The sequence below is a fragment of the Leclercia sp. UBA1284 genome, assembly GCF_002308415.1.
In the GTDB taxonomy this organism is placed as follows: Bacteria; Pseudomonadota; Gammaproteobacteria; order Enterobacterales; family Enterobacteriaceae; genus Enterobacter; species Enterobacter pneumoniae.
In genome coordinates, this window is the sequence record NZ_DBUS01000006.1 from 462008 (window position 1) to 486674 (window position 24667).

Consider the following 24667-nt stretch of genomic DNA (forward strand, 5'->3'; position numbering starts at 1 on the left):
CGCTCAGGGGAAAAGATGGACTTTTTTAGCACGCAAAACATTCTGGTACATATACCGATTGGGGCTGGCGGCTACGATTTGTCATGGATTGAGGCGGTAGGCACCATTGCTGGTCTGCTTTGCATCTGGCTGGCCAGTCTGGAGAAGATTGTTAACTACGCGTTTGGGCTGGTTAACGTCACACTCTTTGCCATCATCTTCTTTCAAATTCAGCTCTATGCCAGTCTGCTACTGCAGCTTTTTTTCTTTGCTGCCAATATCTATGGCTGGTATGCCTGGTCCCGGCAAAACAGCCAGCAGCAGGCGGAACTGCAGATCCGCTGGTTGCCCTTGCCAAAAGCCCTTGCCTGGCTTGCGGCCTGCGTGGTGGCGATTGGTCTGATGACGGTCTGGATCGATCCGGTGTTTGGTTTCCTCACCCGCGTAGCCGTATCGGTAATGAGCAGCATCGGCCTGAATGTCTCTATGCCTGAGCTTCAGCCGGATGCTTTCCCGTTCTGGGACTCCTGCATGATGGTGTTGTCGATCGTGGCCATGATCCTGATGACCCGCAAATATGTCGAAAACTGGCTCTTGTGGGTCATCATTAACATTATCAGCGTAGTGATTTTCGCCCTGCAGGGGGTCTACGCCATGTCGCTGGAGTACCTGATCCTTACCTTCATTGCCCTGAATGGCAGCCGTATGTGGATGAACAGCGCACGTAAACGGGGTTCTCGCGCGCTTTCTCATTAATGGTGGTGATGATGCCCATGACCGGTCTGCGCCTCATTGAGGCGGCATTCCGGTCCGCTACAGGGGCGGTACTCCATCTGGATGGTGGCGTGTGATATCTGGTAATGCTCATCAAGGAAGTGCTGAATGCGTTCCAGCAACGCATCATGATCGTGCGGGGGAATAACCTGCACGTGCAGGGTCATAATCGGTTTCTCACCCACCATCCACACATGCACATGGTGCACATTTCTCACCTCCGGGATGGAGCGGCACAGGTTGCGCTTCAGTGCAGCGATATCCAGCGAGGCTGGCGCGCCTTCCAGCAGTTCGTTTACGCTCTCTTTTAACAGTTGCCAGGCGCTACGCAACACCAGGCAGGAGACCAGCACCGAGAGGATAGGGTCTATTGGCGTCCAGCCCGTCCACAGAATCACCAGCGCCGCCAGAATCGCCCCAACCGAACCCAGCAGATCGCCCAGTACGTGCAACGCCGCCGCGCGAACGTTAAGATTTTTTTCTGCGCTACCGCGATGCAGGATCCAGAACGCCAGAATATTGGCCACCAAACCGGCCACAGCCACTCCCATCATCGTCGCGCCGGCGACCGGTTGCGGGTAATAAAAGCGCTGGATTGCCTCCCAGACGATAAGTGCGGTAATGCCCACCAGCGCCAGCGCATTGACGAACGCAGCGAGCGTCGTCAGGCGCAACCAGCCAAAAGTCCGTCCTTTGCCAGCAGGCTTATGGGAAAACTGGACTGCCAGCAGTGCAAACAGCAACGCGGCGGCATCGGTGAGCATATGGCCTGCATCCGCCAGCAGCGCCAGCGAGCCAGAAACCAACCCGCCAATCACCTCAATAACCATAAAGGTGGCAGTGACTCCGAACGCTAGCATGAGTCGTTTAGCGTTATCGTCCTTTGGAGCGTGAGAGTGGGCGTGCGCCATGAAATATGTCCTGTAACCTTAATCCGGGAAGTGTAGAGTTTTTAACATGATGCCCAAAAAAGTGGCACAAAAAAGGAGAGCTTTCGCTCTCCTTTTTTAGCCGCCGGCTATCTATTACTGCGAAGTACCGTCGGTTTTACGTTCCTCAGTACTCATGTTCGGTTCAACTTTCGTGTTGGTGTCCGGACATTTGCCATCTTTACACATTGAGTTTTTGTGCACTTCATCTTTACTCATATGCTCGCCAGTCGCGGAAGTACTATTGCTGTTGGAGTGAGACATAGTGCCGCTAGCGCCGGTGTTAGTATTGCCCGTATTAATGTTGCTGTTATCAACATTATTTGGCGCAATATTCTGATGAGCATCAGGGGCTACCTGGCCTGCTTCAGCGGCGGCGTTTGCCTGGCCATTACCGCCATCGGAAGCGCTATCCGCTGCAAGCGCTGCACCGCTTGCCATTGTCAGGGTTGCTGTCAGGAATAAGGTTGCCAGTTTAGTCATTTTCATAGTGCTGCTCCTGTTCTGGTCGTTATTTGCTGGATAACTTCTTCCAACAGTGCATTCGCGAAATAAAGATTCGAATTAATGGTGAAAGATTCCAACATCACTATTTAGGTCAGTATGGAATTTTGCAAAATCTCTTCAAGAGAGTGTTTACAATTAAAAAGTCTAGGGCAGATCTCATTTTTCGCTAGATTGTGGCGTTTTTTTAGTAAATTCCAGGATTTATCTGTGCGTAGTGTAAAAGCGTGTTTACACTTCTCCACAGCCGGGATAGATTGAAGGGATTGCATTCAATACCAAAAATATGTCTAGCGGAAAGAAAATGAATTATCAGAATGACGATTTACGTATTAAAGAGATCAATGAGTTATTGCCCCCTGTAGCGCTTCTGGAGAAGTTTCCCGCCACTGAAAATGCTGCCAATACCGTTTCGCACGCGCGTAAAGCGATCCATAAAATCCTGAAAGGTAACGACGATCGCCTGCTGGTGGTTATCGGACCCTGTTCCATTCACGATCCGGTGGCAGCGAAAGAGTATGCAGCTCGCCTGCTGACGCTGCGGGAGGAGTTAAAGGATGAACTGGAAATCGTCATGCGCGTCTACTTCGAAAAACCGCGTACCACCGTGGGCTGGAAGGGGCTGATTAACGATCCGCATATGGATAACAGTTTCCATATTAACGACGGCCTGCGTATAGCCCGTAAGTTATTGCTGGATATCAATGACAGCGGATTGCCTGCGGCGGGTGAGTTCCTGGACATGATCACCCCTCAGTACATGGCCGATCTTATGAGCTGGGGTGCCATTGGTGCCCGTACCACCGAGTCTCAGGTGCACCGTGAATTGGCCTCCGGTCTCTCTTGCCCGGTTGGCTTCAAAAACGGTACCGACGGCACCATTAAAGTGGCGATCGACGCCATCAACGCTGCCGGGGCACCGCACTGTTTCCTGTCTGTGACCAAATGGGGCCACTCGGCCATCGTCAACACCAGCGGTAATGGCGATTGCCATATCATTCTGCGTGGCGGTAAAGAGCCGAACTACAGTGCCAAACATGTGGCGGAGGTGAAAGCCGGTCTGGAAAAAGCAGGCCTGCCTGCACAGGTAATGATTGATTTCAGCCATGCCAACTCCAGCAAGCAGTTTAAGAAGCAGATGGAAGTGGGGGCAGATGTGTGCCAGCAGATCGCCGGCGGCGAAAACGCGGTCATTGGCGTGATGATTGAAAGCCACCTGGTGGAGGGGAATCAGAACCTCGAAAGCAGCGAACCGCTGGTCTACGGTAAAAGCGTTACCGACGCCTGCATCGGCTGGGAAGACACCGACACCATCCTGCGTCAACTGGCGAATGCAGTGAAAGCGCGCCGCGGCTAAGCCGTCAGCGCCAATAAAAAAGCGCGGAATGCTCCGCGCTTTTTTTATGTCTGGCGAAAATTATTTCGCTTTACCCTGGTTCGCCACTGCCGCTGCTTTTGCAGCGATTTCGTCAGCGTTGCCCAGATAGTAATGTTTGATAGGCTTGAAGTTTTCGTCGAACTCATACACCAGCGGTACGCCCGTTGGGATGTTCAGTTCGAGGATCTCATCTTCGCCCATGTTATCCAGATATTTCACCAGCGCACGTAGAGAGTTACCGTGAGCGGCGATAATGACGCGCTCACCGCTCTTCAGGCGTGGCAGAATGGTTTCGTTCCAGTAAGGCACGACACGATCGATGGTCAGCGCCAGACTTTCGGTGGTTGGCAGCTCTGCATCAGTCAGTTTCGCATAGCGCGGGTCATGGCCTGGGAAACGCTCATCGTCTTTGGTCAGCTCTGGCGGGGTCACAGCAAAGCCGCGGCGCCACTGTTTAACCTGCTCGTCACCGTATTTCTCAGCGGTTTCTGCTTTGTTCAGACCCTGCAGCGCACCGTAGTGACGCTCGTTCAGCTTCCAGGATTTCTCAACCGGCAGCCATGCCTGGTCCAGTTCATCCAGAACGTTCCACAGGGTATGGATGGCACGTTTCAGCACAGAGGTATAAGCAAAATCGAAGCTAAAGCCTTCGTCTTTCAGCAGTTTACCGGCCGCTTTTGCTTCGCCAACGCCTTTCTCAGACAGGTCCACATCATACCAACCGGTGAAGCGGTTTTCGTTGTTCCACTGGCTTTCGCCGTGACGCACCAGAACCAGCTTAGTTACAGCCATATTTTACTCCTCACGAGCATTAATTGAATGATAACAATTCTCATTATATTGCCGTGTTCATGTCAGCGGCAATCCTTAACCCTAACCATAGCGAAAATAGTCTCTCAGTGTAAGCTGCTTGTGAATTGAGGGTTATGATTTTGTCGGCAAGTGGCGCTATTTTCAGCAAAATGGGCAAAAAAAAGCCCTCCGTCAGGAGGGCCAGAATCAGTGGGCGATAAACTGATATTCCGTCAGGCTACGCCAGGTTTCGCCAGGGCGTAATACGCAGTCTGGCTGCGGCCATTCGGGGTGGTTCGGACTGTCGGGTAACAGTTCGCTCTCCAGCGCCAGGCCCTGCCAGTCGCTGTATTCGCCATGTTCACGCGCCGGCGTACCCGCCAGGTAATTACCGGAGTAGAACTGCAGGGCAGGGGCAGTGGTGTAAACCGTCATCTGCAGCTTTTTATCTTGCGACCAGAGGTGAGCGGCAGGTTGCGTAACGTCGCCCTGCGCCTGCAACAGGAAAGCGTGATCGTAGCCTTTAACCTTACGCTGATGGTCGTCGCTGAGGAAATCCTGAGCGATAACCTTTGCATCACGGAAATCGAAGCTGGTGCCCGCGACGGATTTTAATCCTTCTTGCGGAATGCCCATCTCATCCACCGGCAGATAGGTATCAGCCAGCAGCTGGAGCGTGTGATGACGCACATCGCTCTGATCGCCATCAAGGTTGAAGTAAGCGTGGTTAGTCAGATTCACCGGGCAGGGTTTATCGACCGAGGCGCTGTATTCAATGGCAATGCGGTTATCTTCTGTCAGGCGGAAATGGGCGCTGGCAGAGAGATTTCCTGGGAAGCCCTGATCGCCGTCGATGGAATCCAGGGCAAAGATGGCTTCCGCGTCGTTTTGCTGCACAATGCGCCAGCGTCGTTTGTCGAAGCCCTCCGGGCCGCCATGGAGTTGATTCTCTCCCTGGCTTGGGAGCAACGCATAGCGCACGCCGTCCAGCTCGAAGCTGCTTTTAGCAATACGGTTCGCGTAACGGCCTACCGAGGCGCCAAGATAGGCGTTCTGGGTAATATATTGCTCCGGTGACGCGCATCCCAGCAGGGTTTCACGTACGCAGCCGTCAGACATACGAACGCGCGCTGACAGTAAGGTGGCGCCCCAGTCCATCAGCGTTACCACCATACCTGCGTTGTTACGCAGGGTGATCAGGCGGTACGGCAGTCCATCCGGGGCGAGGGTGGGGGTTTCATTTAGCACTGGCCCGCTCCTTGTGAGGCGTTACAGACATAAAAGGTCTCTTTGATACCGGTTTTGGCTTCGTACTGCTCTTCAACCGCTTTTTGCACCGCAGGCACTAAGGCTTCAGGTACCAGCGCTACGATACAGCCGCCGAAGCCGCCGCCGGTCATACGTACACCGCCCTGTTCGCCGATAGCAGATTTAACAATCTCCACCAGGGCGTCAATTTGTGGAACAGTGATCTCAAAGTCGTCACGCATTGAGGCATGCGATTCCGCCATCAGCTCACCCATACGCTTCAGGTCACCCTCGGCCAATGCGGAGGCCGCTTCAACGGTGCGGGCGTTCTCGGTAAGCACGTGACGTACACGTTTCGCGACCACCGGATCCAGTTCGTGCGCCACTTTGTTGAACTCTTCCAGGGAGACATCACGCAGCGCGGACTGCTGGAAGAAGCGAGCGCCGGTTTCACACTGCTCGCGTCGGGTGTTGTATTCGCTGCCCACCAGAGTGCGTTTGAAATTACTGTTGATAATCACCACCGCCGCGCCTTTTGGCAGAGGAACGGCTTTGGTTCCCAGCGAGCGGCAATCGATCAGCAGGGCATGATCCTTTTTACCTAGCGCAGAGATCAATTGATCCATAATGCCGCAGTTGCAGCCTACGAACTGGTTCTCTGCTTCCTGGCCGTTCAGGGCAATTTGCGCCCCGTCCAGCGGCAGATGGTAAAGCTGCTGGAAAACAGTACCTACCGCGACCTCCAGTGAGGCCGAGGAGCTAAGACCGGCACCCTGAGGCACATTACCGCTGATCACCAGGTCGGCACCGGCGAAGTCCTTGTTACGTTTTTGCAGGTGTTTCACTACGCCACGAACATAGTTAGACCACTGCTGGTCTGGATGCGCCACAATCGGCGCATCAAGGGAAAACTCATCGCTCTGATTATCGTAATCGGCCGCAATAACACGCACTTTCTGGTCATCACGTTTTGCACAGCTGATTACCGTCTGGTAATCGATGGCGCAGGGCAAGACAAAACCGTCGTTGTAGTCAGTATGTTCACCGATCAGGTTTACGCGGCCCGGAGCCTGGATGACGTGAGTGGCCGGATAGCCAAATTTTTCAGCAAACAGGGCTTGGGTGTTCTCTTTCAGACTCATTGTTATTCTCCAGATTCGCGAAAATGGACATCACTCACTGCACGCAGGCGTTCTGCGGCCTGTTCTGTGGTCAGGTCACGCTGGGTTTCCGCCAGCATCTCATAACCCACCATAAATTTGCGCACGGTTGCCGAGCGCAGCAGTGGCGGATAGAAATGGGCGTGCAGTTGCCAGTGCGCGTTCTCTTCGCCGTTGAAAGGTGCGCCGTGCCAGCCCATGGAGTACGGGAAAGAGCACTGGAACAGGTTATCGTAACGGCTGGTCAGTTTTTTCAGCGCCAGCGCTAAATCGCTGCGTTGTTCCTCACTGAGTTCGGTAATGCGCAGGACGTGCGTCTTAGGCAGCAGCAGAGTTTCGAATGGCCATGCTGCCCAGTAAGGCACCACTGCCAGCCAGTGTTCGGTTTCCACAACGGTACGGCTGCCGTCGGCCAGCTCGCGCTGAACATAGTCCAGCAGCATTGGGCTGTTCTGCTCTGAATAATAGGTTTTTTGCAGGCGATCTTCGCGCTCAACCTCGTTAGGCAGGAAGCTATTCGCCCACACCTGACCGTGCGGATGCGGATTGGAGCAACCCATCGCCGCACCTTTATTTTCAAAGACCTGTACCCAGGGATACGTCTGACCCAGCTCGGCGGTCTGCGCCTGCCAGGTTTTGATCACCTCAGACAGGGCCTCTACGCTGAGTTCGGGCAGCGTTTTGCTGTGATCGGGTGAAAAACAGATCACCCGGCTGGTACCGCGTGCACTTTCACAGCGCAGCAGCGGGTCGTCGCTCTGCGGCGCGTCAGGGGTATCGGTCATCAGGGCGGCAAAGTCGTTCGTGAAAACGTAAGTGCCGGTGTAATCGGGGTTTTTATCGCCCGTCACGCGAGTATTGCCCGGACACAAGAAACAGTCCGGGTCGTGCTGTGGCAGCGTCTGTTTGGCAGGGGTTTCTTGCGCCCCCTGCCAGGGACGCTTGGCGCGATGCGGGGAAACCAGAATCCATTGCCCGGTTAACGGGTTATAGCGACGATGCGGATGATCGACGGGATTAAATTGGGTCATGACAGATCCTTAGTCTGGATACCCCTGGGGGTGGCGAGACTGCCAGCGCCAGGTATCCTGTGCCATTTCATCAAGCGTGCGAGAAACACGCCAGTTAAGCTCTTTATCTGCTTTGGTCGCGTCTGCCCAGTAGGCTGGCAGATCGCCTTCGCGCCGCGGGGCGAAGTGGTAGTTCACCGGTTTGCCACAGGCATTGCTGAAGGCGTTAACCACGTCCAGCACGCTGCTGCCCACACCCGCACCGAGGTTGTAGATATGTACGCCCGGTTTTCCGGCAAGCTGCTGCATGGCAGCGACGTGGCCATCGGCCAGATCCATGACGTGGATGTAATCACGCACGCCGGTTCCGTCCGGGGTAGGGTAGTCATTACCAAACACCGCCAGCGAATCGCGACGACCTACGGCAACCTGTGCGATATACGGCATCAGGTTATTTGGAATACCCTGCGGATCTTCACCCATATCTCCAGACGGATGGGCGCCGACCGGGTTGAAATAGCGCAATAGGGCGATACTCCACTCCGGCTGTGCTTTCTGCAGGTCAGTGAGGATCTGCTCCACCATCAGCTTGCTTTTGCCATACGGGCTTTGCGGTGTACCCGTAGGGAAGCTTTCCACGTAAGGAATTTTTGGTTGATCGCCGTAAACGGTAGCGGAGGAGCTAAAGATAAAGTTCTTCACGCCGGCAGCGCGCATGGCTGAAACCAGGCGCAGAGTGCCGTTGACGTTGTTATCGTAGTACTCCAGCGGCTTTGACACGGATTCACCCACCGCTTTCAGGCCGGCAAAATGGATCACCGTATCGATGGCGTGATCGTGAAGAATTTCGGTCATCAGCGCTTCGTTGCGGATATCACCTTCCACGAAGGAGGGCTGTTTGCCACCCAGACGCTCAATCACGGGTAGCACGCTGCGCTTACTGTTGCACAGATTATCGAGGATGATGACATCGTGGCCGTTTTGCAGCAGTTGCACACAGGTATGACTTCCTATGTAACCGCTACCACCTGTTACCAGAACTCGCATATATCGCTCCATTAGGCTTATGGTATGTAATAAACATAGCATAACAGAGACGCAAAAAGTGTGACATGGGATAAAATAGTGGAATCGTTTACACTGCTGCGTTTTCACCGTTCTGCTGTCGTTCAGACGATTGTAAATCAATAAGATAGGTTTGTATTGATGCAGGTTATCTGAAAAAGCAGGGGGCAGTGCCCCCTGGAAGAGGGGGTCAGACCGGACCAATGGCGTAGCGATAGCTCTCGCCATCCGGCACAAACTCCAGCCGGTGAGTAATACAGGAGGGTGCATCTTCCGCATGATGAGAAACAAACAGCAACTGCGTTTCCCCTTCGCTGATAAGGATATCGACAAAGCGGCGAATTAACTGGCGGTTCAGCGGATCCAGCCCCTGTAAGGGTTCATCCAGAATCAGCAAGGTAGGGTGTTTAACCAGCGCGCGGACAATCAACGCCAGCCGCTGCTGCCCCCAGGAGAGGCTGCTGAACGGGGCATCCGCCACCCGATTATCCATACCAAGAATATCGAGCCATGACTGCGCCAGCTTGTGCTGCCTGTCAGATACCGCCTGATAAATGCCAATGGAGTCAAAATAACCCGACAGAATCACGTTGCGCACCGTGGTGCTGACGCGGTAATCCAGATGCAGGCTGCTGCTGACATAGCCGATATGCTTTTTGATATCCCAGATGGTTTCACCGCTACCGCGGCGGCGGCCAAACAGGGTGAGATCGTTGCTGTAGCCCTGCGGATGATCGCCGGTAATCAGGCTGAGCAGGGTTGATTTACCGGCACCGTTTGGCCCGGTTATCTGCCAGTGTTCACCGGGGTTTACCGTCCAGCTGAGGTCGTTGAGGATAGGGCGGTCGTTATAAGAGACGACGCCGTGATTGAGCACAATGCGTGGTCGATCGTGCGCCAGCTCCTGGCGGGCTGCAGGGGCGTCCGGTTCGGGCAGTGTCAGATTGTTCAGATTCTCACTGTGTGCCAGCTGGGCAATCAGGGCCTGTTGCAGGAGCTCGGCTTTCGCGCCGACGTCGGTCAGGGTGCAATCGGCCAGCACGCCCGCAAATTGCACAAAGGCCGGGATTTCATCAAAGCGATTGAGCACCAGCACGATGGTGTACCCCTGCTGATTCAGCGAGGCCAGCAGAAGGGCAAGCTGTTCGCGTGATTTCACGTCCAGGCCGTCAAAGGGTTCATCCAGAATCAACAGTTCCGGCTCGGCCATCAGGGCCTGACAGAGAAGGGTCTTGCGGGTTTCGCCCGTGGAGAGGTATTTGAAGCGGCGTTCCAGAAGCGCCGTTATCCCAAATTGCTCGGCTAGCAGGCGGCAGCGCGCCTCGTCTTTGACCTCATCCTGAATAATCTCGGCAGTGGTGCGGCCGGTATCCTCTTCGCCAGGGCTGAGGAGATCGGTATTGTTACGCTGCCACTCGTCACTGACCAGCTTTTGCAACTGTTCGAAGGAGAGACGTGTCAGACGGGTAAAGGTAGAACGTCTCTCGCCTTGCAGCTGCGTAAGCTCGCCTGCCAGCGCGCGTGCCAGAGCAGATTTACCGCTGCCGTTACTGCCAACAAAAGCCCAGCTTTCGCCAGCGTTAAGCGTGAAATCGGCAAGCGTAAGTTTACGTGTATCGCTAAGACGAAACGTGCCTTGCGAAATTTGCAATGATGACATGATGTATCCCGTTTTGTGCAGCAATTACCCTCAGGGATACTCATTGGGAAGACGAATGTCAATGCGCTTAGCACAACGTGGCGATAATCACCCGGTCAGCATTAAAATATGCGGTCACCTCAGTACCTTCCTCTAGATTCACTGCCTGGGCGTGAGGCAGCGTGGCGCAAAGGGTCTGACCATCGGGCAGCGCCATCAGCACTTCGCACTGTTCATCACCCCGGTCAATATGGGTGACGACGCCCTGAAGCTGATTATCGGCCTGAAGCGCGTCTGTCGGATCCCGGGTGATATTGACCCAGGGTGCTTTTAGCAACACCAGCACCTCCTTTCCTTCCTCCAGAGCCAGGCGTTTGCCGCTCTGGGCCGTAATAGCCACCTTCAGCCGCGTGGTGCCATCCGCGAGTAAAATCGCCACATGCTGCTGGACAGGATCATGATCGCGAGCGGTAACGGTGCCAAACCATTGATTGCGGGCGCTGGTCTGCAGTGAGAAGCGTGAAATGGCGGCAAGAAGGCTATCGAGAGGCAGGGCATCGTCATGGCTCAGCACGTCAAAGGCTTTTTGCTGGATCTGCCCCAGCAGTTCATAAAGCTCAATTAAGCGTTGACCATAGCGCGTAAGATGGGCCCCGCCGCCGCCTTTACCGCCGGTGGCGCGTTCAACCAGCATCTGCTCGCTCAGGGCGTTCATCTCATTGATGGCATCCCAGGCACTTTTATAACTGATCCCCGCATTCTTCGCGCCCTGGCTAATAGAGCCGGTTTGCGCTATCTGTTTAAGCAGAGCAATACGGCGTGGATCGGCAAAAAGTTTTTGCTGAAGACGTAGGGTGAGAAGAATTTCGGCCTGCATAACAGTGTCCTGGCAAAAAGCGTATTGTGACGCAATTCAGGGGAGTCGCAAACTGTACCGCACAAAAGGGGATGTATTTCTCGCTTTAACGGTTAGAATATGGCAATTCACATTGTCTGGAGAAACCCATGTTAGAGTTGTTGAAAAGTCTGGTGTTCGCCGTGATCATGGTACCAGTGGTGATGGCTATCATCCTCGGTGCAATCTACGGCCTGGGTGAAGTGTTCAACGTGTTTTCCAACATCGGACACAGAAAGCAGCCTAAAAAACAGCATTAATTCCCGTTAAAACGCCCGGCTTGTCCGGGCGTTTTGCTCTCAAGTTTGCCTCTTCCACGCCGATATTATCTTTAGCATCACACTCATTTACTCATTAAGCGGTACGATTTAAGGCTGGGAAAACCCTGTGGCAATCGTTATATTCTTAAGTATATAACGACATGCAAAAGGAGTTACAGATGGCACGTACAGGCTTAGGCTTTTTCGCAGGGGCAGCGCTGGTATTAACCGTAAGCGGACATGCACTGGCAGACGAAGGTAAAATTACCGTTTTCGCTGCCGCTTCGCTAACGAATGCCATGCAGGATATTGCTGCTGAGTATAAAAAAGAGAAAAACGTCGAGGTGGTTTCATCCTTTGCCTCTTCCTCAACGCTGGCCCGCCAGATTGAGGCGGGCGCGCCTGCGGATCTCTTTATCTCTGCGGATCAGAAATGGATGGACTATGCGGTGCAGAAGAAATCAATCGACACCGCCAGTCGGACAACGTTACTGGGGAATAGCCTGGTCGTCGTGGCGCCTAAAACAAGCCCACAGGGCGATATGACAATCAATAAAGAGACGCCCTGGGCCAGCCTGCTGAAAGACGGACGTCTGGCGGTTGGCGATCCGGAACATGTTCCTGCGGGTATCTACGCGAAAGAGGCGCTGCAGAAACTGGGCGCATGGGATACGCTTTCGCCAAAGCTGGCGCCGGCGGAAGATGTTCGTGGCGCACTGGCGCTGGTGGAGCGTAACGAAGCGCCCCTGGGCATTGTTTATGGCTCCGATGCCGTTGCCGGTAAAGGGGTAAAAGTCGTCGGGACCTTCCCGGAAGACTCGCACAAAAAAGTGGAATATCCTGTTGCCATCGTTGATGGACATAAAAACGCGACGGTCAGCGCCTTTTACGATTATCTGAAAGGGCCGCAGGCGTCGGCAATCTTTAAACGCTATGGATTTACGACTCACGAATGATTTTGACCGATCCCGAATGGCAGGCCGTGCTGCTGAGCCTGAAAGTCTCCTCCCTCGCGGTTGTGTTTAGTCTGCCCTTTGGGATCTTCTTTGCCTGGCTACTGGTTCGCTGCACCTTTCCCGGTAAGGCGCTTCTCGATAGCCTGATCCATCTGCCGCTGGTGCTGCCGCCCGTGGTTGTGGGCTATTTACTGCTTATTGCGATGGGCCGACGCGGCATCATTGGTGAATGGCTATATGACTGGTTTGGGCTGACCTTCGCCTTCAGCTGGCGCGGTGCGGTGCTGGCGGCGGCGGTGATGTCCTTCCCGTTGATGGTCCGTGCCATCCGTCTGGCGCTGGAGGGGGTGGATCGTAAACTGGAGCAGGCCGCCTGTACGCTGGGGGCCGGACGCTGGCGAGTTTTATTCACCATCACGCTCCCCCTGACCCTGCCCGGAATTATCGTCGGCACGGTACTGGCCTTTGCGCGTTCGCTGGGCGAGTTTGGTGCCACCATCACTTTCGTTTCCAATATTCCTGGTGAAACCCGCACGCTGCCGTCTGCCATGTATACCTTAATCCAGACGCCAGGTGGCGAAGGCGCCGCCGCGCGACTCTGTATTATCTCCATTGTGCTGGCTATCGTCTCGCTGCTGGTGTCGGAATGGCTGGCACGTTTGAGCCGTGAACGGATGGGGAACTGAAATGCTGGAACTTAATTTTAGCCAGACGCTGGGCGAACACTGTCTGACCATCAACGAAACCCTGCCAGCACGGGGTATTACGGCGATTTTTGGTGTGTCGGGGGCGGGCAAAACCTCGCTGATTAACGCCATCAGCGGCCTGACACGACCTCAGAGCGGGCGCATTGTGCTGAATGATCGGGTGCTCAACGACGCAGAACAGCGTATCTGGTTGTCACCGGATAAGCGCCGTATTGGGTACGTTTTCCAGGATGCCCGGCTCTTTCCGCACTATAAGGTTCGGGGTAATCTGCGCTACGGCATGGCGAAAAGCATGGCCGGACAGTTCGATAAACTGGTTGCGCTGCTGGGAATTGAGCACCTGCTCGACCGTCTACCCTCCTCTTTGTCGGGGGGCGAAAAACAGCGTGTGGCCATCGGTCGCGCACTGCTCACCGCGCCGGAACTGCTCCTGCTGGACGAGCCGCTGGCCTCTCTCGATATTCCGCGTAAGCGCGAACTGCTACCCTATCTGCAGCGACTGGCGCGTGAAATCAATATCCCGATGCTCTACGTCAGCCACTCGCTGGAGGAGATCCTCCACCTGGCCGATAACGTGCTGGTGCTGGAAAACGGTAACGTGAAGGCGTTTGGCCCTCTGGAGGAGGTGTGGGGCAGTAGCGTCATGCATCCGTGGTTGCCGGCAGAACAGCAGAGCAGCATTCTGAGGGTCAGCGTTCTTGAACATCACCCGCACTATGCCATGACCGCGCTGGCGCTCGGCGATCAACACCTCTGGGTGAATAAGCTAGATAAACCGCTACAGGCCAATTTGCGCATCCGCATTCAGGCTTCAGACGTCTCGCTGGTCCTGCAACCGCCGGTACAGAGCAGTATTCGTAATATCCTGCGAGCAAAAGTCGCCCAATGCTATGACGATAACGGGCAGGTAGAAGTGCAGCTGGAGATTGCCGGTAAGACGCTCTGGGCGCGTATCAGCCCCTGGGCCAGGGATGAACTTAGCATTAAGCCTGGCCTGTGGCTGTACGCGCAGATTAAGAGCGTGTCGATTACAACCTGATCAAATCAGGTTGCTGTAAATGAACTGGGCGATGCTGTCGCGCGTGTTATCGCCGATAACGACGTTGGCGCGCGCCTTCACCGCCTCGTCAGCATTGCCCATCGCCACACCGGTACCTGCAGCTTCTAACATGCTGATGTCGTTATAGTTATCGCCAAAGGCAATAACATCCTGCATCGACCAGCCCTGGGACTCGACATACTGCGTCAGGCGCTTACCTTTGCTGTTGCCTTTGCGGGCAATATCCACCTGATCGTGCCAGGACCACTCGCACTCCAGCCCCAGCGTGTTTTCAACGAGTTTAGCAAAATCATTCAGCTTGATGGTGTCTTCATCGGTCAGGGCAAATTTCCAGATGGCAGATACCTCCCGGGCCGCCTGCGCCAGCGAAGCTACCTGCGTAAACACCGGGCGTTGCGCCTCCGGCAGAGATTGCGCCCAGGCACGGGTGCGAATCACGTGGCCGGTAGGGCGCTCATACAGCATGGCTTCGTCAACGTACATCAGACCGTGAACGTTATGTTCATCAAGCAGTGTAATCAGCTGTTGTGCCTGCACAACCGGGAGCGGATCCGATTCGAGAACCTTTTTTGCATGATAATCATACAAATAAGTGCCATTACAACAAATTGCAGGTGTATCTAAAGCCAGTGCCTGATAAAAAGGATGAATAGCAACGTGATGACGACCCGTCACAATAATGAGTTGATAACCCGCTTCGCGCGCGCGTTGTAGCGCTTCGAGCGAAGAGGGGAGCAGGGTTTTTTGCGGGGTAAGTAACGTACCGTCTAAATCCAGTGCAATCACGCGAGAGGTCATTTGTTATTCCGGTTAATGATGAAAAACAGATTGCTGAGATGGTACACCGCGAGACGATCGCTGCAAAATTCCTGGCTAAAATTCAGCATCTACCGTTAAACGATCATCCTTGTACATTACTTTCACGCGCAGTGAGGAAGGAGCATTCATGAAACAAACCGTTTATACCGCCAGTCCTGAAAGCCAACAGATCCATGTCTGGCGTCTGAACCCTGAAGGGTCACTCACCCTTGTTCAGGTTGTCGATGTGCCGGGGCAGGTTCAGCCGATGGTAATCAGTCCGGATAAACGTTTCCTGTACGTGGGTGTGCGTCCAGAATTCCGCGTGCTGGCCTACCGTATTGCACCTGAAGATGGTGCTCTTACCTATACCGCCGAAGCGGCACTGCCGGGCAGCCCGACGCATATCTCCACTGACCTGGAAGGGCGCTTCATCTTTAGCGGCTCCTATAACGCCGGTTGCGTCAGCGTGACGCGCCTGAACGACGGTATCCCGGGCGAAAGCGTAGACATGGTTGATGGGCTGGAAGGTTGCCACTCTGCCAATATCTCACCAGATAATAAAACGCTTTGGGTGCCGGCGCTGAAGCAGGATCGAATTTGTCTTTTCACCCTGGGTGACGACGGTAAACTGGCGGCACAAAATCCGGCGGAAGTGACCACTGTGGAAGGTGCAGGCCCGCGTCATATGGTCTTCCATCCGAATCAGAAGTTCGCTTATGTGGTGAACGAGCTGAACGGCTCGGTAGACGTCTGGGCGCTGAGTGATGTCCACGGCAATATCGAATGTATCCAGACGCTGGATATGATGCCTGCAGATTTTACCGATACCCGCTGGGCGGCCGATATCCACATCACACCGGATGGACGTCACCTCTATGCCTGTGACCGTACGTCCAGCCTGATCACCATCTTCAGCGTGTCTGAAGATGGCAGCGTGCTGGCCGTGGAAGGTTTCCAGCCGACGGAAACTCAGCCGCGTGGCTTCAATATCGATCACACGGGCAAGTACCTGATCGCGGCGGGGCAGAAATCGCATCACATTGCGCTGTATGAAATTCAGGGTGAGCAGGGGCTGCTGGAAGAGAAAGGACGCTATGCCGTCGGCCAGGGCCCAATGTGGGTAGTGGTTAACGCGCAGTAACGCGTTAGAACGTCGCAATAAAAAAACCTCGCCAGTGCGAGGTTTTTTTATACCCGGTGGTGGCCGGATGTGCACATCAGCAAATACCAACCCGGTCATCGTAGTCTCATGAGTGAGTAAAGTAAAATAGTGCAAGCCAGGCGCTAAAAGCAGGTGTGGGTGCTACTGAATTGAATTGATTGCTATTTTTTCAATGAGTTTGATGAATTCTGATTTTGAGCTGGACTGTTTTTATATACAGATATTTATCGCTACAATCGCTGGGTTGGTGAGATGTGTAGCAGATCCGCAAAACAGGCACCTTTTTAAGTCCTGGCTGGCGGGTGGTGCCGTCAGTGCCTTAGCTGTGGAGCACATCAGCAAGCACCAACACCCACTGGCGACAGGCAGCGGAAAGGTAAGTCAGTGGCAGTGCTCCTGACCAAAGGAGTGGCGTATGAGCTTTACAGGATGGTGTATTCTGATCCTGCAACTCATGGTTGCGATACTGCAACTGCTGGACGCGTATCTACAGACGGTTGCCTGACGCTTCCAGGCGCAGCATAAAGGGGGAGTTGCTCCCCCTTTTTGCTAATAGCGCCGTTACTGCTTCGGTTCGGCGACGATCTTGCTACCTACACCGCGGTTGTTGTATTCCCACATGCGATTGAAGTTAGCGTCGTTCAGGTTGCGCTGTACATTGCCTTTATCATCAACGGTACCCGTGTTGCCAGCATAAGGGCGCTGAGAGATCGCCGCATTAGCCCAGGGTTTCGCCATGTTGAAGCCTTCATTGATGACGCTATCGCGAATGACGACCTGGCCATTCGAGTTGGCATCGGCATCCAGAGCGCGGCCGAGTTGCGCGACGCCGTCCCCGGCAGCCGTAAAGCGACTATTTACCGCCAGGAAGCCATAGAACATGTTCGACAGGGTGGCTGGGGCAAAGACGTAACCCTCTTTTTGGGTACGGGAATTCACCACGCGGAAGTCGGTGTTATCAAACACGACGGCGCCACGGCCTGCAACGATATCTACGTCACCTTCAATATAGCTATTGGTCACCAGCGTACGGGTCAGGCGGGTGTTCTGCAGCGTATTTTGCACACCGCTATTGGTCACAAAGAAGGTGTTCTGGCGACCGAGAATGTTCACCTTATCGATCTGCACCTGGTCGCCATCGCTACGCAGCGCCACGGCCTGGTGATTACCTGCATCCACGCTGTCGCCCAGATTGTTTTCGATGGTCAGGTTTTGCAGCTGCAGGCCATTGTTTTGTGACCAGAATACCGCAGAGCACATCACGCCAACGGTGGCGCTTTGCTTGCTCTGGCAGCGATCAAACATATACCACGCCGGTTTACCTGGCATGTATTTACCGCCCGGATTCACCAGATGGCGCCAGGTGGCGGTGTCGATTTCAGAATCGATCGGCAGGCCAATTTTCACATCAGCAGGTTTTTCACCCATACCGTACAGCGTCACGCTGCCCGGCGCAGCCGGAACATAGACGGTCCCTTCGTACTCGCCAGGCATGATGGCGATGTACTGACGAGAGCTGCTGTGTTTGGCAATGGCAGCATCAACGGCGGCCTGAACAGAGGTATGAGTCACCCCCTGAGTTCCCGCCGGGCCTACCACGAAATTCGGTTGTGCTGGCAGACGAATGGCATACGGCTTCCACGGCGCGGCATCAGGATTCATGGCGGTGAAATAGCGCGCCTGCTGGAAGTTCTTCGCTTCTTCAGCAGAGAGAACAGGACGGGAAGCGGTGCCAGGGGCCGCCTGTTCAGACGGAAGCTGGTCTGGTGGCGTTGAGCTACATGCGGACAAGGTTACGCCAAAAGCCAGTGCCAGCGCCAGACGGTAGTGGCTGGAAATATTCAAGGGAAAGCTCCTTGCTGTGCGAATCAAATGGGGATAACGGAAATAGCCTGCTTTTTTATACTAAGTTGGGCGAAACGGGAAGATGAAACGGCAAAAATTGACTTTTTATTCCCAGGCTTAGCGGGAAAATCGTCACAAACTGATAACAATATCGGTAAAGGCGATTGACAGAGGGGCGGGAATCAAAATAAATGTCTATACAACCCATGACAAGTGGAAGCCTGATGTTGCAACTTCATCCTGACGACGTCATCTTGCGTAACGCGCGCCTCGCTACCCTGGATCCCGATAAGCCAGCCCCTTATGGCCTGATGGAAAAGCAGGCGTTAATCCTCCGCGGCGAAACGATTCTGGCGCTGATCCCCGACGCAGACCTGCCGGCTCATCTGCCTGGCCAGCATGACATGCAGGGGCGGCTGGTCACGCCGGGCTTAATCGACTGTCATACCCACCTAATCTTTGGCGGCAATCGTGCGGCGGAGTGGGAGCAGCGCCTGAACGGCGTCTCTTACCAAACCATCAGCGCACAGGGCGGCGGGATTAATGCCACCGTGACCGCGACCCGCAACAGCACGCCGGAAGCGCTCTTCCAGCTTGCGCAGGCGCGACTTGTGCGCATGATGCGCGAAGGCGTAACGACGCTTGAGATCAAATCGGGGTACGGTCTGAACGATGAAGCCGAAGAGAAGCTCCTGCGCGTGGCGCAACGGCTCGCTCAACATCATCCCATTGAAATCAGCCCAACGCTGCTGGCGGCTCACGCGGTTCCGCAGGAATATCGCCAGCATCCCGACGGTTGGATTGACCACATCTGTCAGCACTCGCTCCCCACGCTATGGCGAAAACAGCTTTTCGAGGCGGTTGATGTTTTCTGTGAAACGGTCGGTTTCACCCCTGCGCAAACTGAGCGGCTGTTCCAGGCGGCACAGCGGCTTGGGATCCCGGTAAAAGGCCATGTCGAGCAGTTGTCGAATCTGGGTGGTACGGCGCTGGTGAGCCGCTATCACGGCTGGTCAGCGGATCATATCGAGTATCTGGACGAAGCCGGCGTGGCGGCGATGGCGCAAAGCGGCACCGTCGCCGTGTTGCTTCCGGGAGCATTCTATTTTCTGCAGGAGCGTCAGCGTCCCCCTGTCGAGCGGCTGCGCCAGCACGGCGTTCCCATGGCCGTCGCCACGGATTACAACCCGGGTACCAGCCCTTTCGCCAGCCTGCATCTGGCCATGAACATGGCCTGCGTCCAGTTTGGCCTGACCCCGGAAGAAGCCTGGGCAGGCGTGACGCGAAATGCCGCCCAGGCGTTAGGGCGTGGTTCTACACAGGGTCAGCTGAAAGCTGGATATAAAGCCGATCTGGCTATCTGGGACGCTGAAAGCCCCGTTGAAATGATCTACGAACCTGGCCGTAACCCGCTCTGGCAGAGGATATTCAGAGGACAAATACAATGAAGCTCTGGCAGCCTGTTTCCCCGGATATCTGGCAAGGGCGCGACGATCGTGCCGAGGCCAGCAACGCGCTGCGCCTGTTTCAAACCGTGCAGCAGAGCCCGACTTTCCAGCCAGGCCGGGAGGGGATTGCGCTGTTGGGTTTTTGCTGTGATGCCGGGGTTAAACGCAATCAGGGCAGGCCGGGCGCAGCAGAGGGGCCAGACGTCCTGCGTGCCGCGCTGGCCGATATGGCGAGCTATGGCGGTCACGAGCGTCTGACCGATCTGGGGAATATCACCGTAGAAGCCGATGCGCTGGAAGCGGCACAGCAGGCGCTCAGTGAGGCAGTGACCACCTGCCAGCAGGCGGGAATGCGCACTCTGGTGCTGGGGGGAGGACACGAAACCGCCTGGGGTCACGGCAAAGGGGTGCTGGACGCCTTCCCCAATGAGCGAGTGGTGATTGTGAATCTCGACGCCCATCTCGATTTACGCCAGGCAAGCCGCGCGACCTCGGGTACGCCGTTTCGCCAGCTGGCCCGTTACTGCGAAGCGCAGCAGCGCGATTTTGTCTATGCCTGCCTGGGTGCTAGTCGGGCAGCGAACACCCAGGCACTGTGGGACGAAGCGGCTCGTCTGAAGGTAACAGTGGTAGAAGATCTTGATTTTCAGCACGCGGTGTCAGACGCCGTGTCAAACCTGATTCAGCAGGCAGATCGTCTCTACCTGACGCTCGATCTCGATGTGCTGCCCGCCGGCGAGATGCCTGCGGTATCGGCGCAGGCAGCGCTGGGCGTGCCCGCGCGGGATCTGCTGCGGGTAATCGAACCGATTTGCCGCAGTGGCAAGCTGCAGGCGGTGGATCTGGTGGAGTTTAGCCCGCGTTTTGATCGCGAGGGGCAGGGGGCAAAGCTCGCCGCGCGGCTGGCGTGGCAAATTGCTCACTGGTGGGCGTAATACGCGGATATACTCGACTTTTTACGGCTTAAGGAATGGTTATGTTCACACGCGCTTCGCAGCGGCAAACTAACGCCCCGGCACCTTTTTACGAAAAGGTGAAACAGGCGATCAGCCATCAAATCGCCACGGGCGTCTGGCGGGCGCACGATCGTATTCCATCCGAGGCGGAGCTGGTGGCGCAGTTCGGATTTAGCCGTATGACCATTAACCGCGCATTGCGGGAGCTTACCGACGAAGGGTTACTGGTCCGTCTGCAGGGGGTTGGCACCTTTGTGGCCGAACCTAAAGGGCAGTCGGCACTGTTTGAGATCCGCAGCATTGCCGACGAAATAACCGCCCGTCAGCATCAGCACCGCTGTGAGGTGCTGCTGCTGGAGGAGACGCAAGCCTCTGCCCGGCAGGCCATGGCCCTGGATGTGAAAGAGGGCACGGCAATTTTTCACTCTCTGATGCTGCACTTCGAAAACGACGTCCCGGTGCAGATTGAGGATCGCTGCGTCAATGCGCTCAGGGTGCCGGCCTATTTAGAGCAAGATTATACCGCTACCACACCGCATGCTTATCTGTCGCTGATTGCCCCGCTCACCGAAGGGGAACACATTGTCGAGGCTGTCCGTGCGACCCGGCAGGAGTGCGAACTGCTGCGCATCAAAGAACACGATCCCTGTCTGATGATCCGTCGACGGACCTGGTCGGCATCGAACATTGTCTCTCATGCGCGCCTGCTCTTCCCGGGCGACCGCTACCGGCTGCAAGGCCACTTTATGTCATAAGTTTTAAAAGCGTGATTGCTGACGCAATATAATAAAAATGTATATTTTTTGTTAAATCTCGCCTTGTGTGCACTTGTCTATACAAGTATATCTAATTGTATATTCTCTCCCCAATGAGGAGCACATCATGTCGTCAGGCAAGTATCGCCAGCAGACGGTGCGCGCACCCCGCGGCACCACCTTAACCGCAAAAAGCTGGCTCACCGAAGCCCCGCTGCGTATGTTAATGAACAACCTCGACCCCGATGTGGCCGAAAATCCGAACGAGCTGGTGGTTTACGGCGGTATCGGACGTGCAGCGCGCAACTGGGACTGCTACGACGCTATTGTCGAGGCGCTTACGCAACTCGACGCAGACGAAACCCTGCTGGTGCAATCCGGCAAGCCGGTAGGGGTATTCAAAACCCATTCCAACGCGCCACGTGTGCTGATTGCCAACTCCAACCTGGTACCCCACTGGGCGACCTGGGAACACTTTAACGAGCTGGATGCAAAAGGGCTGGCCATGTACGGCCAGATGACGGCGGGCAGTTGGATCTATATCGGCAGCCAGGGGATCATCCAGGGCACCTGGGAAACCTTCATTGAAGCCGGACGCCAGCACTATGACGGCTCCCTGAAAGGGCGCTGGATTCTTACCGCCGGACTGGGGGGAATGGGCGGAGCGCAGCCGCTGGCCGCCACCCTGGCAGGGGCCTGCTCACTCAATATTGAGTGTCAGCAGAGCCGCATCGATTTCCGTCTGCGTACCCGCTATGTGGATGAGCAGGCCGACACGCTGGACGACGCCCTGGCGCGCATCAAAAAATATACCGAAGAGGGCAAAGCCGTTTCGATCGCACTGTGCGCCAACGCGGCGGAGATCCTGCCTGAACTGGTGGCGCGCGGCGTGCGCCCGGACATGGTCACCGACCAGACCAGCGCCCATGACCCGCTGCACGGCTACCTGCCGAAAGGCTGGCGCTGGGATGAGTATCAGCAAAAAGCGCAGCAGGATCCCCAGGGCACCGTGCGGGCCGCGAAGCTCTCCATGGCAGAGCACGTCAACGCAATGCTGGCCTTCAGCCAGCAGGGTATCCCCACATTTGATTACGGCAATAACATCCGCCAGATGGCGAAGGAGATGGGTGTACAAAACGCCTTCGATTTCCCGGGCTTTGTCCCTGCCTATATTCGTCCACTTTTCTGCCGGGGTATCGGCCCGTTCCGCTGGGTGGCGCTCTCCGGCGATCCGCAGGATATCTATAAAACCGACGCCAAAGTGAAAGAGATTATCGCTGACGATGTCCACCTGCATCATTGGCTGGATATGGCCCGGGAACGTATTAACTTCCAGGGGCTTCCGGCGCGTATCTGCTGGGTCGGGCTGGAGTGGCGCCAGAAACTCGGCCTCGCATTTAACGAAATGGTACGTAGCGGTGAAGTCTCCGCCCCTATCGTTATTGGCCGCGATCATCTCGATTCTGGCTCGGTTGCCAGCCCGAACCGCGAAACCGAAGCCATGCGTGACGGCTCTGACGCGGTCTCCGACTGGCCGCTGCTTAACGCATTACTGAACACGGCCAGCGGAGCGACCTGGGTCTCGCTGCACCACGGCGGTGGGGTGGGGATGGGCTTCTCCCAGCATGCCGGGATGGTCATCGTCTGTGACGGCAGCGATGACGCGGCCGCCCGTATCGCCCGCGTCCTGCATAACGATCCGGCCACGGGCGTGATGCGTCATGCAGACGCCGGATACGACATTGCGATTGATTGCGCCAGAGAGCAGGGACTCAACCTGCCGATGATCACCGCTCAACGAGGAGAGCACCGATGAATGCCTTTACGCTTAACCCCGGTACGCTAACTCTGGCCCAGCTTCGTCAGCTCTGGGGAAGCCCGATGCAGCTCACGCTCAGCGAGGCGGCATTTGGCGCCATTAATGAGAGCGTCGCCTGCGTTGAGGCGATTGTGGCAGAAGGTCGCACCGCCTATGGCATCAACACCGGTTTTGGCCTGTTGGCCCAGACGCGAATTGCCACGCATGATCTGGAAAACCTTCAGCGTTCGCTGGTGTTATCTCATGCCGCCGGCGTGGGGGAGCCGCTCGACGATGAGATCGTGCGCCTGATGATGGTACTAAAAATTAACAGCCTTGCCCGGGGATTTTCCGGTATCCGTCTCAGCGTGATTCAGGCGTTAATTGGGCTGGTCAATGCCGGCGTGTACCCGTGGATCCCGGCGAAGGGATCGGTGGGGGCTTCCGGCGATCTGGCCCCGCTAGCGCATATGTCGCTCACGCTACTGGGCGAGGGGAAAGCGCGTTACCGGGGAGAGTGGCTGCCCGCCCGCGAAGCATTGCAACAAGCAGGCCTGACGCCGGTGACGCTCGCGGCGAAAGAGGGGCTGGCGCTGCTTAACGGCACTCAGGTCTCCACCGCGTTTGCGCTGCGCGGCCTGTTTGAAGCAGAAGATCTCTTTGCCTCAGCGGTCGTCTGTGGCGCGCTCACCACCGAAGCGGTGCTCGGCTCGCGGCGTCCGTTTGATGCCCGTATTCACGACGTGCGTGGCCAGCGCGGGCAAATTGACGCCGCAGCGCTATATCGTCACGTCCTGACGGACACCAGCGCCATCGCTGAGTCGCACCATAACTGCGACAAAGTGCAGGATCCGTACTCCCTTCGCTGTCAGCCGCAGGTGATGGGCGCCTGCCTTACCCAGCTGCGTCAGGCGGCGGAGGTACTGCTGGTCGAGGCGAATGCGGTGTCCGATAACCCGCTGGTCTTTGCGCAGGAGAACGAGGTGATCTCCGGAGGCAATTTCCACGCCGAGCCGGTGGCGATGGCCGGAGACAACATTGCTCTGGCGATTGCCGAAATCGGTGCGCTGGCTGAGCGGCGGATCGCGCTAATGATGGATAAACACATGTCGCAGTTGCCGCCCTTCCTGGTGCGCAACGGCGGGGTGAATTCCGGATTTATGATTGCCCAGGTAACCGCGGCGGCGCTGGCCAGTGAAAACAAAGCCTTGTCACACCCGCACAGCGTGGACAGTCTGCCCACCTCAGCGAATCAGGAAGATCACGTTTCAATGGCGCCTGCCGCAGGGCGGCGTTTATGGGAGATGGCCGGTAATACCCGTGGCGTGCTGGCAGTAGAGTGGCTGGCGGCCTGCCAGGGGATGGATCTGCGCGAGGGCTTAACGTCCAGCCCGCTGCTGGAGCAGGCACGACATACCCTGCGCGAGCAGGTGGCGCACTATGATGACGATCGATTTTTTGCGCCAGACATTGATGCGGCGATTGCGTTGCTGAGCCAGCGCAGCCTGGTGGGGCTGCTTCCGGCCATATTATAACGATAAGCCCG

General features: G+C 55.9%; 24 protein-coding genes. 13 read left to right on the top strand and 11 right to left on the bottom strand.

Annotation, left to right across the window (positions count from 1 at the left end):
* Positions 1–15 precede the first annotated feature (15 nt).
* Positions 16–735 (top strand): nicotinamide riboside transporter PnuC, encoded by a 720-nt coding sequence (gene pnuC, locus B3511_RS05430; RefSeq protein ID WP_046886968.1) that lies wholly within the window; start codon positions 16–18, stop codon positions 733–735.
* Here pnuC and zitB read toward each other — a convergent pair.
* Both zitB and B3511_RS05440 read right to left on the bottom strand, forming a co-directional pair.
* Positions 732–1664: a CDF family zinc transporter ZitB gene (gene zitB / locus B3511_RS05435; protein WP_286777695.1), complete on the bottom strand. Its 933-nt coding sequence runs from the start codon at positions 1662–1664 to the stop codon at positions 732–734. The two genes, pnuC and zitB, sit on opposite strands and share 4 nt — an antisense overlap.
* Before the next feature lie 114 nt (positions 1665–1778).
* On the bottom strand, positions 1779–2171 hold the full coding sequence (locus B3511_RS05440) for a YbgS-like family protein (protein WP_046886966.1): 393 nt from the start codon (positions 2169–2171) through the stop codon (positions 1779–1781).
* A 319-nt stretch (positions 2172–2490) separates the two neighbouring features.
* Here B3511_RS05440 and aroG point away from each other — a divergent pair, with 319 nt between their 5' ends.
* Positions 2491–3543, top strand: coding sequence for a 3-deoxy-7-phosphoheptulonate synthase AroG (gene aroG / locus B3511_RS05445; protein WP_286777696.1), 1053 nt, complete (start codon positions 2491–2493; stop codon positions 3541–3543).
* Between the two features lie 60 nt (positions 3544–3603).
* Here aroG and gpmA read toward each other — a convergent pair whose 3' ends face one another.
* From gpmA to modE, 7 genes are all read right to left on the bottom strand, one after another.
* Positions 3604–4356 carry a 2,3-diphosphoglycerate-dependent phosphoglycerate mutase gene (gene gpmA, locus B3511_RS05450; protein ID WP_040076512.1) on the bottom strand — a complete coding sequence of 251 codons (753 nt, stop codon included), beginning with the start codon at positions 4354–4356 and terminating at the stop codon, positions 3604–3606.
* Between the two features lie 207 nt (positions 4357–4563).
* Positions 4564–5604 (bottom strand): galactose-1-epimerase, encoded by a 1041-nt coding sequence (gene galM / locus B3511_RS05455; RefSeq protein WP_286777697.1) that lies wholly within the window; start codon positions 5602–5604, stop codon positions 4564–4566.
* Positions 5598–6746 (bottom strand): galactokinase, encoded by a 1149-nt coding sequence (gene galK / locus B3511_RS05460; protein ID WP_286777698.1) that lies wholly within the window; start codon positions 6744–6746, stop codon positions 5598–5600. Before galK ends, galM begins: the two co-directional genes overlap by 7 nt.
* Before the next feature lie 2 nt (positions 6747–6748).
* Positions 6749–7795 (bottom strand): galactose-1-phosphate uridylyltransferase, encoded by a 1047-nt coding sequence (galT, locus tag B3511_RS05465; RefSeq protein ID WP_286777699.1) that lies wholly within the window; start codon positions 7793–7795, stop codon positions 6749–6751.
* A gap of 9 nt (positions 7796–7804) precedes the next feature.
* Positions 7805–8821, bottom strand: coding sequence for a UDP-glucose 4-epimerase GalE (gene galE, locus B3511_RS05470; RefSeq protein ID WP_046886962.1), 1017 nt, complete (start codon positions 8819–8821; stop codon positions 7805–7807).
* 208 nt (positions 8822–9029) lie between these two features.
* On the bottom strand, positions 9030–10499 hold the full coding sequence (modF, locus tag B3511_RS05475; RefSeq protein WP_212477353.1) for a molybdate ABC transporter ATP-binding protein ModF: 1470 nt from the start codon (positions 10497–10499) through the stop codon (positions 9030–9032).
* Positions 10500–10566: 67 nt separating this feature from the next.
* Complete coding sequence (modE, locus tag B3511_RS05480) at positions 10567–11355, bottom strand: molybdenum-dependent transcriptional regulator (RefSeq protein WP_040076506.1); 789 nt, start codon at positions 11353–11355, stop codon at positions 10567–10569.
* Positions 11356–11483: 128 nt separating this feature from the next.
* On the opposite strand from modE, the gene B3511_RS05485 reads away from it, so the two are divergent.
* From B3511_RS05485 to modC, 4 genes are all read left to right on the top strand, one after another.
* Complete coding sequence (locus B3511_RS05485) at positions 11484–11633, top strand: AcrZ family multidrug efflux pump-associated protein (RefSeq protein WP_040076505.1); 150 nt, start codon at positions 11484–11486, stop codon at positions 11631–11633.
* Positions 11634–11812: 179 nt separating this feature from the next.
* The gene (gene modA / locus B3511_RS05490) at positions 11813–12589 is read left to right on the top strand and encodes a molybdate ABC transporter substrate-binding protein (protein ID WP_046886959.1); all 777 of its coding nucleotides are present in this window, start codon (positions 11813–11815) and stop codon (positions 12587–12589) included.
* Positions 12586–13275: a molybdate ABC transporter permease subunit gene (gene modB / locus B3511_RS05495; RefSeq protein WP_046886958.1), complete on the top strand. Its 690-nt coding sequence runs from the start codon at positions 12586–12588 to the stop codon at positions 13273–13275. The genes modA and modB overlap by 4 nt, the downstream gene beginning before the upstream one ends.
* Before the next feature lies 1 nt (position 13276).
* Positions 13277–14335, top strand: a complete 1059-nt coding sequence (gene modC / locus B3511_RS05500) for a molybdenum ABC transporter ATP-binding protein ModC (protein WP_046886957.1) — start codon at positions 13277–13279, stop codon at positions 14333–14335.
* Here the strand turns inward: modC and B3511_RS05505 are convergent, their stop codons facing one another.
* On the bottom strand, positions 14336–15154 hold the full coding sequence (locus tag B3511_RS05505) for a pyridoxal phosphatase (protein ID WP_286777700.1): 819 nt from the start codon (positions 15152–15154) through the stop codon (positions 14336–14338).
* A 148-nt stretch (positions 15155–15302) separates the two neighbouring features.
* On the opposite strand from B3511_RS05505, the gene pgl reads away from it, so the two are divergent.
* Both pgl and B3511_RS05515 read left to right on the top strand, forming a co-directional pair.
* Positions 15303–16298, top strand: coding sequence for a 6-phosphogluconolactonase (gene pgl / locus B3511_RS05510; RefSeq protein WP_286777701.1), 996 nt, complete (start codon positions 15303–15305; stop codon positions 16296–16298).
* Between the two features lie 436 nt (positions 16299–16734).
* On the top strand, positions 16735–16824 hold the full coding sequence (locus tag B3511_RS05515; protein WP_154298954.1) for a hypothetical protein: 90 nt from the start codon (positions 16735–16737) through the stop codon (positions 16822–16824).
* Positions 16825–16880: 56 nt separating this feature from the next.
* Here B3511_RS05515 and B3511_RS05520 read toward each other — a convergent pair whose 3' ends face one another.
* Complete coding sequence (locus B3511_RS05520) at positions 16881–18164, bottom strand: putative acyl-CoA thioester hydrolase (protein WP_286777702.1); 1284 nt, start codon at positions 18162–18164, stop codon at positions 16881–16883.
* 224 nt (positions 18165–18388) lie between these two features.
* Here B3511_RS05520 and hutI point away from each other — a divergent pair, with 224 nt between their 5' ends.
* The 5 genes from hutI to hutH all read left to right on the top strand — a co-directional run bounded on the left by hutI (position 18389) and on the right by hutH (position 24656).
* On the top strand, positions 18389–19612 hold the full coding sequence (gene hutI / locus B3511_RS05525) for an imidazolonepropionase (protein WP_286777703.1): 1224 nt from the start codon (positions 18389–18391) through the stop codon (positions 19610–19612).
* A complete protein-coding gene (gene hutG, locus B3511_RS05530; protein ID WP_286777704.1) occupies positions 19609–20547 on the top strand; it encodes a formimidoylglutamase in 939 nt (312 codons plus the stop codon). The genes hutI and hutG overlap by 4 nt, the downstream gene beginning before the upstream one ends.
* A gap of 41 nt (positions 20548–20588) precedes the next feature.
* Positions 20589–21323: a histidine utilization repressor gene (locus B3511_RS05535; RefSeq protein ID WP_046886952.1), complete on the top strand. Its 735-nt coding sequence runs from the start codon at positions 20589–20591 to the stop codon at positions 21321–21323.
* A gap of 127 nt (positions 21324–21450) precedes the next feature.
* Entirely contained in the window at positions 21451–23139 is a 1689-nt protein-coding gene (gene hutU / locus B3511_RS05540) for a urocanate hydratase (protein ID WP_286777705.1), read from the top strand.
* On the top strand, positions 23136–24656 hold the full coding sequence (hutH, locus tag B3511_RS05545) for a histidine ammonia-lyase (RefSeq protein WP_286777706.1): 1521 nt from the start codon (positions 23136–23138) through the stop codon (positions 24654–24656). Before hutU ends, hutH begins: the two co-directional genes overlap by 4 nt.
* Positions 24657–24667 lie beyond the last annotated feature (11 nt).